9 protein-coding genes are annotated in these 14,008 nt (G+C 63.9%); 8 read left to right on the top strand and 1 reads right to left on the bottom strand.

The genetic code is table 11. The features are described from left to right. Positions 1 to 24 precede the first annotated feature (24 nt). The 6 genes from CNQ84_RS05420 to CNQ84_RS05395 all read left to right on the top strand — a co-directional run bounded on the left by CNQ84_RS05420 (position 25) and on the right by CNQ84_RS05395 (position 9,153). On the top strand, positions 25 to 741 hold the full coding sequence (locus CNQ84_RS05420) for an urea amidolyase associated protein UAAP1 (RefSeq protein WP_096003891.1): 717 nt from the start codon (positions 25 to 27) through the stop codon (positions 739 to 741). Between the two features lie 11 nt (positions 742 to 752). After that, positions 753 to 1,394 (top strand): urea amidolyase associated protein UAAP2, encoded by a 642-nt coding sequence (locus tag CNQ84_RS05415; protein ID WP_096003890.1) that lies wholly within the window; start codon positions 753 to 755, stop codon positions 1,392 to 1,394. 85 nt (positions 1,395 to 1,479) lie between these two features. Continuing rightward, on the top strand, positions 1,480 to 5,094 hold the full coding sequence (gene uca / locus CNQ84_RS05410) for an urea carboxylase (RefSeq protein WP_096003889.1): 3,615 nt from the start codon (positions 1,480 to 1,482) through the stop codon (positions 5,092 to 5,094). Between the two features lie 148 nt (positions 5,095 to 5,242). Further along, the gene (locus tag CNQ84_RS05405; protein ID WP_096003888.1) at positions 5,243 to 6,673 is read left to right on the top strand and encodes an alanine/glycine:cation symporter family protein; all 1,431 of its coding nucleotides are present in this window, start codon (positions 5,243 to 5,245) and stop codon (positions 6,671 to 6,673) included. A 54-nt stretch (positions 6,674 to 6,727) separates the two neighbouring features. After that, a complete protein-coding gene (locus tag CNQ84_RS05400) occupies positions 6,728 to 8,131 on the top strand; it encodes an aspartate ammonia-lyase (protein WP_096003887.1) in 1,404 nt (467 codons plus the stop codon). Continuing rightward, positions 8,128 to 9,153 carry an asparaginase gene (locus CNQ84_RS05395; RefSeq protein WP_096003886.1) on the top strand — a complete coding sequence of 342 codons (1,026 nt, stop codon included), beginning with the start codon at positions 8,128 to 8,130 and terminating at the stop codon, positions 9,151 to 9,153. Before CNQ84_RS05400 ends, CNQ84_RS05395 begins: the two co-directional genes overlap by 4 nt. Here CNQ84_RS05395 and CNQ84_RS05390 read toward each other — a convergent pair. Further along, positions 9,150 to 9,977 carry a helix-turn-helix transcriptional regulator gene (locus CNQ84_RS05390; protein ID WP_096003885.1) on the bottom strand — a complete coding sequence of 276 codons (828 nt, stop codon included), beginning with the start codon at positions 9,975 to 9,977 and terminating at the stop codon, positions 9,150 to 9,152. The genes CNQ84_RS05395 and CNQ84_RS05390 overlap by 4 nt on opposite strands. Positions 9,978 to 10,082: 105 nt before the next feature. Here CNQ84_RS05390 and CNQ84_RS05385 point away from each other — a divergent pair, with 105 nt between their 5' ends. Beyond that, positions 10,083 to 11,981 (top strand): hypothetical protein, encoded by a 1,899-nt coding sequence (locus tag CNQ84_RS05385; protein ID WP_096003884.1) that lies wholly within the window; start codon positions 10,083 to 10,085, stop codon positions 11,979 to 11,981. 190 nt (positions 11,982 to 12,171) lie between these two features. Continuing rightward, complete coding sequence (locus tag CNQ84_RS05380) at positions 12,172 to 13,758, top strand: peptide chain release factor 3 (protein ID WP_096003883.1); 1,587 nt, start codon at positions 12,172 to 12,174, stop codon at positions 13,756 to 13,758. The last annotated feature ends 250 nt before the right edge of the window (positions 13,759 to 14,008 follow it).

Genomic DNA, 14,008 nt, shown 5'->3' with positions numbered 1-14,008 from the left:
CACCGAACCACGGAGACAAGGCAGATGACGCTGAATACCTATACCACCGACATTCCCGGCGCCAGCCACTGGTCCCTGCGCGTGCGCAAGGGCACCCTGATGCGCCTGACCGACCTGGTCGGCGACGCCAACGTCGGCATGCTGTTCTACAACCCGGAAAACCTGCTGGAGCGCTACAACGCACCAGACACCCTGAAGGGCCAGCACACCTTCAAACTGACCCGCGGCAACTGCCTGTACTCCGACATGGGCCGCATCTTCGCCTCCATCGTCGAAGACGATCTGGGCTGGCACGAAAGCGTTTGCGGCAACAGCAACGCCGCTCAGGTGGCCGAACGCTGGGGCGCGCGTGACTACCAGAACGCCCGCAACGCATGGCACCAGAACGGCTACGACGCCTTCCTCGTCGAGCTGGCCAAATACGGTCTGGGCCGCGCCGATATGGCCGCCAACCTGAACCTGTTCAGCAAGGTCGCCACCGACGACGAAGGCCGTATGCAACTGGTCTCAGGCCACAGCAAGGCGGGCAGTCAGGTGGCCCTGCGTTTCGAGATGGACACGCTGGTGCTGCTGCATACCTGCCCGCACCCGCTCAGCAGCGCTGAAAGCTACCCCTACACGCCGGTGCGCATCGAGCTGAGCCAGGCCGCACCGGTCAGTGATGACGATTTCTGCCGCAACTTCCGCCCGGAAAACCAGCGCGGCTTCCAGAACAACGCCCTGTACCACCTGGGCAAGTAAGCGAGGACACCATGATCAAGCACAGCTCCCTGCTCCCCGAGAACGCCGCCTCGCGCACCACCATCGGCGCCGGTGATTACTACATCGGCATCGTCAAGGCCGGCCAGACCCTGCGCCTGCTGGACCTGGAAGGCAATCAGGCCGCCGACACCCTGTTCTTCAGCGCCGCCAACCCGGTCGAGCGCTACAGCGCCACCGACACCATCCGCGAACAGGGCAACGTCTACCTGACCGCCGGTTCGGTGATTCGCTCGAATGAGAACAACCCGATGCTGGAAATCGTCGCCGACACCTGTGGCCGTCACGACACCCTCGGCGGCGCCTGCGCCAGCGAAAGCAACACCGTGCGCTACGACCTGGAAAAGCGCTGCATGCACTCGTGCCGTGACAGCTGGATGCTGGCCGTAGCGGAGAACCCGCAGTACGGCATCAGCAAGCGCGACATCACCCACAACATCAACTTCTTTATGAACGTGCCGGTCACCGCCGAAGGCGGCCTGACCTTTGAAGACGGCATCTCCGGCGCCGGCAAGTATGTCGAGCTGACCGCGCTGATGGACGTGGTGATCCTGATTTCCAACTGCCCGCAGCTAAACAACCCGTGCAACGGTTACAACCCGACGCCAGTTGAGTTGCTGGTTTGGTCTGAGTAACCCGTACAACGAGACATCACAGCTTCAGTGGACGGCCACTGTCGTAAACAAAGCAGCCTGGGACGGCCCGGCAAAGGCTAGCGACATGTTCAACAAGGTTCTGATCGCCAACCGTGGCGCCATCGCCACCCGTATCATCCGCACCCTGCGCACCCTCGGCGTCGGCTCCGTTGCCGTCTACGCCGAATGCGACGCCGACAGCCTGCACGTACGGCTGGCTGACGAGGCCTACAGCCTCGGCGAAGGCGCCGCCGCCGATACCTATCTGCAGGTCGACAAGCTGCTGGCCATCGCCGCCGACACGGGCGCCCAGGCCATCCACCCCGGTTACGGCTTCCTCAGCGAGAACGCCAACTTCGTGCGCCGCTGTGAGGCCGCCGGTGTCGCCTTCATCGGCCCGACACCCGAACAGATGCTGGCCTTTGGTCTCAAGCACCGCGCCCGCGAGCTGGCCGAGCAGGCCAATGTGCCGCTGCTGCCGGGCACCGACCTGCTGACCGATCTGGCTGCCGCCAAGGCAGCAGCCGCGCGTATCGGCTATCCGGTGATGCTCAAGAGCACCGCCGGTGGCGGCGGTATCGGCATGCAGCTGTGCCACAGCGAAGACGAACTGATCGGCGCCTTCGACAGCGTCAAGCGCCTCGGCGCCAGCAACTTTGCCGACGATGGCGTATTCCTGGAAAAATTCATCGCCCGCGCCCGGCATATCGAGGTGCAGGTGTTTGCCGACGGCAAGGGCAACGCACTGGCACTCGGTGAGCGCGACTGCTCCAGCCAGCGCCGCAACCAGAAGGTAGTGGAAGAGTGCCCGGCACCGAACCTGAGCGACGAGGTACGCAGCGAGCTGCACGCCACCGCTGAAAAGCTGCTGTCCAGCGTCAGCTACCGCAACGCCGGCACCGTCGAATTTATCTACGACGCCGACAGTCATCAGTTCTACTTCCTGGAAGTAAACACCCGCCTGCAAGTTGAGCATGGCGTCACCGAGGAGGTGTTCGGCGTTGATTTGGTCGAGTGGATGGTACGTCTGGCCGCCGGCGAAGAGCTGGAGCTGAACGCTCGCCGCGCCAGCCTCGTGCCCAAGGGCCATTCCATTCAGGTGCGTCTGTACGCCGAAGACCCGTTCCGCGACTTCCAGCCCTTCGCCGGCCTGCTCAGCGAAGTGGCCTTCCCGTCCGGTGACGGCATCCGCATTGACCACTGGATCGAATCCGGGCTGGAAGTACCGTCCTACTTCGACCCGATGCTGGCCAAGGTCATCGTCCACGCCGAAGACCGCGCCGCCGCGCTGACCAAGCTGCAGGACACCCTGGACGCCACCCGCCTGTACGGCAGCGAAACCAACCTCGACTACCTGCGCGCGCTGACCCGCGACCCGGCGCTGCTGGCTGGCGAGGTCACCACCCGCTACCTCAACAGCTTCCGCTTCCAGCCGGCGCGCATCGACGTACTGGCCGGCGGCACCCAGACCACCATTCAGGACTTTCCGGGCCGCACCGGCAGCTGGGATGTCGGCGTGCCGCCGTCCGGCCCGTTCGACAGCTACGCCTTCCGCCTCGGCAACCGCCTGCTGAACAACCCGGCCGACGCCGCCGGGCTGGAAATCACCCTGCAGGGTCCGACCCTGCGCTTTGCCAGCGCCAGCCAGATCGTGCTGAGCGGTGCGGAAATCGACGCCAAACTGGATGATCAGCCGATTGCCGCTTGGCAGGTGATCGACGTCGCCGCCGGTCAGACCCTGACCCTCGGCCGCATCAAGGAAGCCGGTGCGCGCGCCTACCTGGCGGTGCTCGGCGGCCTGCAATGCCCCGACTATCTCGGATCAAAATCGACCTTTACCCTCGGCCAGTTCGGTGGCCACAACGGCCGCGCGCTGCGCACCGGTGACGTGCTGCACCTGAGTGCCGCAGTCAGCCCGGTCGCGGCGGCAGAGGTACCGAGCGAACTGCGCCCGGCGATCGGCAACCAGTGGGAGCTGCGGGTGATCTACGGCCCGCACGGCGCGCCGGACTTCTTTACCGGCAAGGACATCGACAGCTTCTTTGCCACCGACTGGGAGATTCACTACAACTCCAGCCGCACCGGCGTCCGTCTCATCGGCCCGAAACCGGAGTGGGCGCGCAAGGACGGCGGCGAAGCCGGCCTGCACCCGTCCAACATCCACGACAACGCCTACGCCTTCGGCACCGTCGATTTCACCGGCGACATGCCGGTGATCCTCGGCCCGGACGGCCCGTCACTGGGCGGCTTCGTCTGCCCGGCGACCGTGATCACCGCCGACCTGTGGAAGCTCGGCCAGCTGCGCGCCGGCGACACCGTGCGCTTCGTGCCGGTCAGCATCGAACAGGCGGTCGCACTGGAAGCGGCGCAGATAAGCGAGATCGACGCGCTGGCCGCCACGCCGGTTGACTGGCAACCGGTGGCGGTAGACACACCGATTCTCAAACGCCTGCCCGCCGAGCAGTTCGGTGACGAGATCGTCTACCGCGCTGCCGGTGACCACTTCCTGCTGGTCGAGTACGGTGAGCAGATGCTGGATATCCGCCTGCGCTTCCGCGCCCACGCGCTGATGCAGTGGCTGCAGCAGAACCCGGTGGCGGGTCTCCGTGAACTGACACCGGGCATCCGCTCACTGCAGGTGCACTTCGACAGCCAGCAATTGAGCCATGACGCCCTGCTCGATCATCTGCTCAAGGCCGAGCAGGCGCTGTCGGAACGCCTCAACGAACTGGCCGTACCCTCGCGCATCGTGCATATCCCGCTGTCGTGGGATGACGAGGCCTGCCAGCTGGCGATCGAAAAATACACCCAGTCGGTGCGCAAGAACGCGCCCTGGTGCCCGAGCAACCTGGAATTCATCCGCCGCATCAACGGGCTGGAGAGCATCGACGACGTCAAAAAGGTGTTGTTCGAGGCGTCCTATCTGGTCATGGGCCTGGGCGACGTTTACCTCGGCGCGCCGGTGGCCACACCGACCGACCCGCGCCACCGCCTGGTGACCACCAAGTACAACCCGGCGCGCACCTGGACCGCCGAAAACTCGGTCGGCATTGGTGGCTCCTATCTCTGCGTCTACGGTATGGAAGGCCCCGGCGGCTATCAGTTCGTCGGCCGTACCCTGCAGATGTGGAACCGCTACCGCCAGACCCGCGAGTTCAGCAAACCGTGGCTGCTGCGCTTCTTCGACCAGATCCGTTTCTACGAAGTGAGCCACGAGGAGCTGCAGCAGATTCGCCGCGACTTCCCGCAGGGCCGCTACCCGCTGCGCATCGAGGAAAGCCAGTTCAGCCTCGCCGAGCACGAGGCCTTTATTGCCGACAACGCCGATGACATCGACGCCTTCAAGCAAAAACGCAACGCTGCGTTCGCCGAAGAACTGCGCCAGTGGCACGCCAACGGCCAGTTCAACTTCGAGAGCGAAGAGCTGGAAAGCAGCGACGAGGATGTCAGCTGGCCGGAGGACAGCGTCGGCGTCGACAGCCCGGTGTCCGGCAGTCTGTGGCAGGCCGAGGTCAAGGTCGGTGATACCGTCAAGGCCGGGCAAACCCTGCTGATTCTCGAATCGATGAAGATGGAGATTCCGCTGCAGGCGCCGTGCGCGGGTGTGGTAACCCATGTGCTGCAGCAGCCCGGTGGCCGGGTACAGGCCGGTCAGCCGCTGGTGGTGCTGCGCGACGAGGCATTGGAACAGATCGCCTGACGCAGAAAAACAGACGCTATCTGATGCTAAAAAAGCATCAGATAGCGTCTTTTCGTATCAGTTTACAAACTCCCCAAGCGCGCACTCGCGCGTTTCAATGAGCCTCCCCAACCGACAATAAAATTCGGCTCACCGAAAGGAGTAGATCATGCTATCCGCCCTCAGCGACCTGCTGTGGAGCAAGATTCTGATTGCCATGCTGGTCGGCATCGGAGTCTGGTTCACCATCGCCACCCGCTTCGTTCAGTTTCGTTACTTCGGCAAGATGTTCGGCATCCTCACCGCTAAGCATCACGAGGCGGACGGACGCCACCTCAGTTCCTTTCAAGCGCTGATTCTGTCGGTTGCCGGCCGGGTCGGCGGCGGCAATATCGCCGGCGTGGCAGTGGCCATCACCCTCGGCGGCCCCGGCGCGATCTTCTGGATGTGGGTTGTCGGCCTGATGGGCATGGCGACCAGCTTTATCGAATGTACCCTCGCCCAGCTGTACAAGACCGCCGAGCCGGATGGCGCCTACCGTGGCGGCCCGGCGCACTATATCGAGCGCGGCCTGGGTCGCAACTGGAAGTGGCTGGCGGTGGTGTACTCGGTGCTGCTGCTGGTGACCTTCGGTATCGGCTTTATCGCCCTGCAATCCTACGCGGTCGCCACCTCGCTGCAGGATGCCTTCAGCATTCCGCTGTACTACAGCGGCATCGGTCTGGCGCTGGTGGTCGGCCTGATCATCTTCGGCGGCGTTAAACGTATCGCCCAGGTCGCGGAAGTGCTGGTGCCGATCATGGCTGGCGGCTACCTGCTGATCGCCGTGGTGGTACTCGGTCTGAACTTCAGCGAGATTCCCGCGACCCTCAAGCTGATTGTGGAGAGCGCCTTCGGCATCGGCCCGGTGGTTGGCGGCGGTATCGGCGCGGCGATCCTGATGGGCGTCAAGCGCGGCCTGTTCTCCAACGAAGCGGGCCTCGGCAGCGCGCCCAACGTGGCATCGGTGGCCTTCGTCCCGCACCCGGCCAATCAGGGTGTGGTGCAGTCGTTCTCGGTCTTCATCGACACCATCGTGCTGTGCACCTGCACCGCGCTGATCATTCTGATGGGCACCGCCTATGACCCGACGCTGGGCGACGCCAGTCAGGGCGTGGCCTTGACCCAGGCCTCGCTGGCAACCCATATCGGCGAATGGGGCCGTGTGTTCGTCAGCATTGCCATGCTGCTGTTCGGCTTCAGCACCGTGCTCTACAACTACTACCTCGGTGAGAACAGCGTCAGCTACCTGACCACCGGCCGCAGCAACGAGTTCGTCATGAACGGCTTTCGGGTGGTGGTGATCTGCCTGTGCTGTCTGGGCGCGATCATGGATCTGGGTACCGTATTCGGCTTCGCCGACCTGACCATGGGCCTGCTGGCACTGGTCAACCTGGTTGCCCTGACCCTGCTGTTCAAGACCGGCAAGCGCGTGCTCGCCGACTACGACCGACAGCTCAAGAGCGGCAACAAGACGCCGACCTTCCACGCTGAAGAGTACGCCGACCTGGATCTGGACCACGAGTCCTGGCCGGCCAGCCAGCGCAAAGACAACCACTGACCCCTGCCCCGAGCGCCGGATCCCCGGCGCTCCGTTTCCTCTGGAAGCACACCCATGAATACCCGTTCAGAACACGATCTGCTTGGTGATCTCGATGTACCCGAAGATGCCTGGTACGGCATCCAGACCCTGCGTGCGGCGGCCAACTTTGCCATTACCGGGGTGCCGATTTCCCACTTCCCGGAACTGATTCAGGCACTGGCGCAGGTAAAACAGGCCTCGGCGCTGACCAACCGCGACTTCGGCCTGCTCAGTCAGGAAAAGACCGACGCCATCGTCTCCGCCTGCGAAGACATCGCCAGCGGTCTGTATCACGACCAGTTCATCGTCGACGTCATTCAGGGCGGCGCCGGCACCTCGACCAACATGAACGCCAACGAGGTGATCGCCAACGTCGCACTGGCCAAGCTCGGGCACGGTCGTGGCGAGTACCGCTATCTGCATCCGAATGACGACGTCAACCGCTCGCAGTCAACCAACGATGCCTACCCGACCGCCGCCTGTCTCGGCATTCAGTTTGCCGCCGACAACTTTGTGCCGGCGCTGGCCTCGCTCAAGGCCGCGCTGGAAGACAAGGGCCGGGAGTTCGCGCATATCCTGAAGATGGGCCGCACCCAGCTGCAGGACGCCGTGCCGATGACCCTGGGTCAGGAGTTCGACGCCTTTGCGGTGAACCTCGGTGAAGACCTGGACCGTATCCGCGAAGCCTGCGCGCTGCTGTGTGAAGTCAACCTGGGCGGCACCGCCATCGGCACCGGCATCAACACGCCCGAAGGCTACTCGGCCAAGGTCGTCGCCCGCCTGGCGGCCATTTCCGGCAAGCCGCTGGTGCCGGCCAGCAACCTGGTCGAGGCCACGTCCGACATGGGCGCCTTCGTGTTCTTCTCCGGTATCCTCAAGCGCCTGGCGATCAAGCTGAGCAAGATGAGCAACGACCTGCGCCTGCTCTCCAGCGGCCCGCGCACAGGGCTCGGTGAAATCCAGCTGCCGCCGATGCAGCCCGGTTCCTCGATCATGCCGGGCAAGGTCAACCCGGTGATTCCCGAAGCCATGAACCAGACTGCGTATCAGGTCATCGCTGCGGATCTGGCGGTGACCTTGGCCGCCGAGGCCGGGCAGCTGCAGCTCAACGCGATGGAGCCCATGATCATCTACAACCTGCTCAACTCGCTGAAGATGCTCAAGGAAGCCTGCCAGATGCTCGAACATCGCTGCATTCGTGGCATCATCGCCAACGAACAGGCCTGCGCTGCCCACGTCGACAACAGCATCGGTATCATCACCGCGCTGGTGCCACACATCGGCTACAGCAATGCCTCGCGCATCGCCCATACGGCGCTGATGACCGGCAGTACGGTCAAGGCGCTGATCATCGAGGAGAACCTGATGAGCGAATCGGAACTCAACCGCCTGCTGAGCCCGCAGTCCATGCTGGCACCGCAAAAGGCCGCCTCATGACCGCCGAGGTGCTGATCCTGCACACCGGCGGCACCATCGGCATGGTGCCCGGCCCGCATGGGCTGGCACCGGCCCCCGGTCTGCGCCAGCGTATCGAGCAGCAGTTGGGCAGCAGCCTGCAACAGTTGCCCGGCTTCGACCTGCTGGAGATCGACCCACTGATCGACAGCGCCAACATCACCCCGGCGCACTGGCAGCAGCTCGCCGCGCTGCTGGCCGAACACTGGGAGCGCTACCGCGGCTTCATCATTCTGCACGGCACCGACACCATGGCCTACAGCGCTGCGGCCCTAGCGTTCATGCTCGGCGCCAGCGAACGCAACGTGCTGTTCACCGGCTCGCAGGTGCCGCTCGGGCTGCCGCGCAGCGACGCGGTGGCGCATCTGCAGGCGGCGCTGCAATTGGCAGCCGGGCCGCGCCTGCGCAATGTCAGCCTGGTGTTCAACAACCGACTGCTCAACGGCAGCCGCCTGCGCAAAGTCAGCAGCCAGCAGTTTCACGCCTTCGACACCCCCAACGCGGCGCCGCTGGCCGAACTCAATATCCGCCCGCAGCTGTATACCGAGCGATTGCTTGGCGAAGCCATCGCCAGCCGTCATCCGCGCGAAGCCGCCGCCCTCGACTTCCAGCCGGGTGCGGTTGCCATGCTCTGCCTGCATCCATCGATGCCGCCAGCCCTGTACGACGCGATTCTGGCCGACAGTAACTGCAAGGCGGTGGTGTTGCAGAGTTTCGGCGCGGGCAACGTGCCCAGCCGCGATCCGGCGTTCGATGCCTTTATCAAGCGCGCCGGCGCACGTGGCAAGGTCGTGGTCAACGTAACCCAGTGTCTGCAGGGCGGCATCAGCCCCGGCACCTACGCCGCGAGCGCGGGCCTGCAGGATCAGGGTGTGCTGAGTGGCGGTGACATGACACCGGAAGCGGCGTTCTGCAAACTGCACTGGCTGCTGGCGGGCGGGCGCGATACAGCAGCCGTAATCCGCGACTGGTCACTCAACCTGAGCGACGAACGGACGATCTAAAACCGTGCCCGGAAGTGCCACTCTCCCGGGCCAATGTCGTTGCGGATCGCCGCGCGGATATCCGCGTCCAGCGCCGGATCATCACAGGCGTACAGCCCGCACAGCGCCAGCACCCGCTGCCGATCCACCTCACGCCCGAGGTACTCGTACAGCACCCGTGTACAGCACGGCACCCGCTCGCCACTGCCGGATACGCCGATGCGCAGACCGGTCAGGCGATCCACCCGGTTGCGGAACGAGGGATAGAGTACCGTCTGGGTCATCTCGAAGTTGGTCAGGGTTTCGTAGTCGGAGAGAAAGATACGGTCCGACAGGAACTGCACCATGCCCCGGTAAACACCGTGAAACGGTTTGCTGCCCGTCCGCTCGCGAATGCGCTCGGTACGCTGGTAATAGGTCTTGCCGTCGTGCTCTTCCAGGCATACCAGGGTGCGCAGAATGCTGCCTGGATAGGCCATCGACAGGTAATACTCGAAGTAGTAACCCAGATACTTGTCGAGACCGTGTTGGCCGACCCGGTTTAGCCGCTCCAGGTAGTCCTGCTCAAGCGAAGCCGGCTGTAGCGTCGCCAGCGCTGGTCGCTCTCCCGGCTGCGGACGAACCTGAATCAGTCGCTGGAACTGCCCATGCGGCAGCAGTATCTCGTGTACTTCAACGCCAAAGAAGTCGCACAGCCGGCGCATGGTGCTGTCGGAGGGGCGATTGACGCCGTTCAGGTAGCGATTGAACTGCGGTCGATTGATACCCAGCCGTCGACACACCTCGGCAGTGGACTTGTAGTAGCTGCACAGCAGCCGCAGGTTGTCGCCAAAATCGTCGCCCATAACCCCTCGCTTCGCGTTCGCACCTCCCCCCCCTGTTTACGGGCTGCCCGGTGCGCAGGCCCATGGCTAGCCTACCGGAACAAGTACATGAAAAGGGAGTGGGACATGATCAATCATCCATGGAGTTACCTGAAACTGCCGGGCACCCTGCTTGGCGCCGCGCTGTTGAGTGCCTGTCTTGGCGGCGGTGGTGGAGGTGGCAGTGATGGCGGCAGCGCCGCAGCAGGTACCACCGTCAGCGGCACGGCAGCCACCGGCGCGCCCATTGCCAGCGGCACGGTGACCGCCGTCTGCGCCGACGGGTCGGGGTTCACCGACACCGTAACCACCGATACCGACGGCAGCTGGAGCGGCGAGATCAGCAATGCACAGGCGTTGCCCTGTGCCCTGCGCATCAACGGCGGCACCCCCAGCGTGACGCTCTACAGCCTGGCCACCGCCAGCGGCAACGTCAACATCACCCCGCTCACCGACCTGGCGCTGGCGCTGCAGGTCAACGACCTGTCGGGGCAGACCCTGACAGACTGGTTCAGCGCCCCCGATGACGGCAGCGCCGACCTGGCAACCCTGGGCGCTCAGCTCAGCGCCGCCGCCGATACCCTGCGCACGCTGCTGGAAGCTGCCGGCTACACGCTGCCAGCCAGCTGGAGCGCCGGCTCCACGGCACCGTTCAGCACCGCGTTCACCCCGGACCCGAACAGCGATCCCTACGATCAGTTGCTTGAAGCGCTGGCCCAGGCGATCAGCGACAACCCGAACCTGACCGACTACAACACACTGGTCAGCTCTCTGCTCGGCGGCGCCAGCCTGCCGGCAGCGCCCGGTTCGCAAAATGGCGGCGGCAGCGTGCCGGCCACCCTGAACAGTGCGCTGGTCGGCAGTCTCGATCTGGTCTTCAAGCAAGGCAGCGGGGCCGGCTGCGGCAGCGTCTGCGCCTTCAGCGAAGATCAGGCCGTCAGCGTGGTGCTGGGTCCCGACAACAGCCTGACCATCAACGGCAAGACCCTGACCAACCCCATCCACCGCATTCTTGGTGACAGCCCGCATCTGCCGGAAATCATCTGGCAGGACGGCAACATCGACTATGCCCTGAGCGACAACGAGGTGGGGCATTTCAACGAGATCAACGTGGGTGATCTGAGCAATACCAGCGGGCCATTCAACATCCCGGCCTTCCTCGGCCAGCTGCGCGTAGAGCAACCGGCCAACCCCGCCGCCACCGCTGTTGGCGCGCTGGCTGGCACCTACACCCCGACCTTCGTCAACCGCAGCGCCCGTTTTGAAGACACTGCACTGACGCTGGGCGATCAGGCCCAGGTGCTGGTGCAGAACAACGGCGTCGTCAGCATCGAAGACTTCACCTTTGACCCGAGCGACCCCACCTTCAACTTCTGGAACGGCAGCACCTCGCCCTACCAGAACACGCCGGTATACCAGCTCACCGTCAAGCCCAGCGAGGATGTGACCCATACCCTGACCATCACGCTGGACCCGCAGCGCAGCAGCCCGGTCGCCTGGCGCATTGCAATCACTACGCGCATCGGCTCCGGCGCCTACAGCAACAGCTACATGGACCTGGAAGAGCGCCCGCTGGCACCGCAAATCACCACCCTGTTCCAGACCCTGCAGGCGCGCAGCCCGATCACCCTGACCGGGTTTGTCGACAGCACGTTGCAATCAGGCTTTACCCTCTGCGAAGAAGTTGACCTGCTGATCGAGGGCGACGGCAGCATCGCCGACCCGTGGCGTTATGACCTCAATCCCAAGGGCGTCACCACACCCGGTATCAGCAACGGCCAGAAAGGTACGGAAACCTTCAGCCTGCGCAACGCCTACTACGCAGCCGAAAGCAACGGTGAGCGCGCGGCCATGGAGCGTTTGCAGATCCTGTTGCGCGACGACGGCGAGGTGGAGCTGCAGCAGTTCAACGGCGGTATCATCCGCGATCAGGCCAGTACCGACCCGACGCAAATCGCCACCGCCAATTGCGAGGCTTTCCAGTAACCCCTGAACAGCTGCCGGCAGGCGGCTGAACGAGAAGGCAACAGACCCTCAAGCCGGCGGGCCCGCCCGCCGGCTTTTCCCTTTGTCATCCCCCGGTTGATCGGCGACAATACGCAGCCAATTTTCTTGCCGGGCCGCAGCACGCTTAAGCGTGCCACCATCGCGCCCCGCCAACTGCCCAGTAGCCGACATGTCCAACGCCATCGAAAAAGAAGTCGCCAAGCGGCGCACCTTCGCCATCATCTCCCACCCGGATGCGGGTAAGACCACCATCACCGAACGCTTGCTGCTTATGGGCCAGGCGATCAGCGTGGCCGGTACGGTCAAATCGCGCAAATCCGACCGCCACGCCACCTCCGACTGGATGGCGATGGAAAAGGAGCGGGGCATTTCGGTGACCACCTCGGTGATGCAGTTCCCCTATCGCGATGCGATGGTCAACCTGCTGGACACCCCCGGTCACGAAGACTTCTCCGAAGACACCTACCGCACCCTGACCGCGGTGGATTCGGCGCTGATGGTGCTCGACGGCGGTAAAGGTGTCGAGCCACGTACCATTGCGCTGATGGACGTCTGCCGCCTGCGCGACACGCCGATCGTCAGCTTCGTCAACAAACTCGACCGCGACATCCGCGACCCGATCGAGCTGCTCGACGAGATCGAAGCGGTACTGAACATCAAGGCCGCGCCGATCACCTGGCCGATTGGCTGCTACCGCGACTTCAAGGGCGTCTACCACCTGGCTGACGACAAGATCATCGTCTACGTGCCGGGCCACGGCCACGAACGCACCGAGCAGCAGGTGATCGACGGCCTGGACTCGGATGAGGCCCGCGCGCACCTGGGCGATCTGTACGACAACTTTGTCGAAGAGCTGGAACTGGTGCAGGGCGCCTGCCACGAATTCGATCAGGACGCCTTCATCAAGGGTGAAATGACGCCGGTGTTCTTTGGCACCGCGCTGGGCAACTTCGGTGTCGATCAGGTGCTGGACGCTATCGTCGACTGGGCCCCGCGCCCGCAGCCGCGCGCCAGCCATGAGCGCGAGGTGCAGCCAACCGAAGCGCCGTTCACCGGTTTCGTATTCAAGATTCAGGCGAACATGGACCCCAAGCACCGCGACCGCATCGCCTTCGTGCGCATCTGCTCCGGCCGCTACGAGAAGGGCATGAAGCTGCACCACGTGCGCACCGGCAAGGAAGTACGCATCGCCGACGCGCTGACCTTCTTCGCCGCCGAGCGCGAGCATCTGGAAGAAGCCTGGGCCGGCGATATCATCGGTCTGCACAACCACGGCACCATCCAGATCGGCGACACCTTCACCGAAGGCGAGAAGATCGGTTTTACCGGCATCCCGCACTTTGCCCCGGAACTGTTCCGCCGCGTGCGCCTGAAAGACCCGCTGAAATCCAAGCAGCTACGCCAGGGCCTGCAGGAACTGGCCGAAGAAGGCGCCACCCAGGTGTTCTTCCCCGAGCGCAACAACGACATCATCCTCGGCGCGGTCGGTGTGCTGCAGTTTGACGTCGTGGCCGAGCGCCTGAAGCAGGAATACAAGGTCGAGTGCATTTACGAGCCGGTCAACGTCTGGTCAGCGCGCTGGGTCGATTCCAGTGATCGCAAGAAATTGGACGAGTTCAGCAACAAAGCCAATGACAACTTGGCGGTTGACGGCGGTGGCCACCTCACCTACCTGGCACCCACCCGCGTCAACCTCAGCCTGACCGAAGAACGCTGGCCGGAAATCAACTTCCGCGCGACGCGAGAGCACCACTGAGCCGCGCAGCGGCTCAGTGGTGCTCAGCTGCAAGCCTCAAGCGGCAAGCTACAAGCAAAACCCGCGCGGTCACCAGCTGCGCGGGTAGTTTGAGGGCACTGCAGCTGCACACGACCGCTATACCCCCCTCCGCACTCCCGCAAGGCCCACAGCCTATCCTCGCTTTTCGCTTTTCGCTTTTCGCTTTTCGCTTTTCGCTTGTAGCTTGCGGCTTGTGGCTTGCGGCTGCGCCGCGCAGCGGCTTCCGGCT

The organism is Pseudomonas abyssi (genome assembly GCF_002307495.1).
GTDB classification, from domain to species: domain Bacteria; phylum Pseudomonadota; class Gammaproteobacteria; order Pseudomonadales; family Pseudomonadaceae; genus Halopseudomonas; species Halopseudomonas abyssi.
This window is presented reverse-complemented; position numbering and strand designations above follow the sequence as displayed.

Excerpts from the sequence above, each read along its gene's own strand:
- CNQ84_RS05380 (WP_096003883.1), top strand. The coding sequence starts at position 12,172 with ATGTCCAACGCCATCGAAAAAGAAGTCGCCAAGCGGCGCACCTTCGCC.
- CNQ84_RS05390 (WP_096003885.1), bottom strand. The coding sequence starts at position 9,977 with ATGGGCGACGATTTTGGCGACAACCTGCGGCTGCTGTGCAGCTACTAC.
- CNQ84_RS05400 (WP_096003887.1), top strand. The coding sequence starts at position 6,728 with ATGAATACCCGTTCAGAACACGATCTGCTTGGTGATCTCGATGTACCC.
- CNQ84_RS05420 (WP_096003891.1), top strand. The coding sequence starts at position 25 with ATGACGCTGAATACCTATACCACCGACATTCCCGGCGCCAGCCACTGG.
- CNQ84_RS05415 (WP_096003890.1), top strand. The coding sequence starts at position 753 with ATGATCAAGCACAGCTCCCTGCTCCCCGAGAACGCCGCCTCGCGCACC.
- CNQ84_RS05405 (WP_096003888.1), top strand. The coding sequence starts at position 5,243 with ATGCTATCCGCCCTCAGCGACCTGCTGTGGAGCAAGATTCTGATTGCC.
- CNQ84_RS05385 (WP_096003884.1), top strand. The coding sequence starts at position 10,083 with ATGATCAATCATCCATGGAGTTACCTGAAACTGCCGGGCACCCTGCTT.
- uca (WP_096003889.1), top strand. The coding sequence starts at position 1,480 with ATGTTCAACAAGGTTCTGATCGCCAACCGTGGCGCCATCGCCACCCGT.
- CNQ84_RS05395 (WP_096003886.1), top strand. The coding sequence starts at position 8,128 with ATGACCGCCGAGGTGCTGATCCTGCACACCGGCGGCACCATCGGCATG.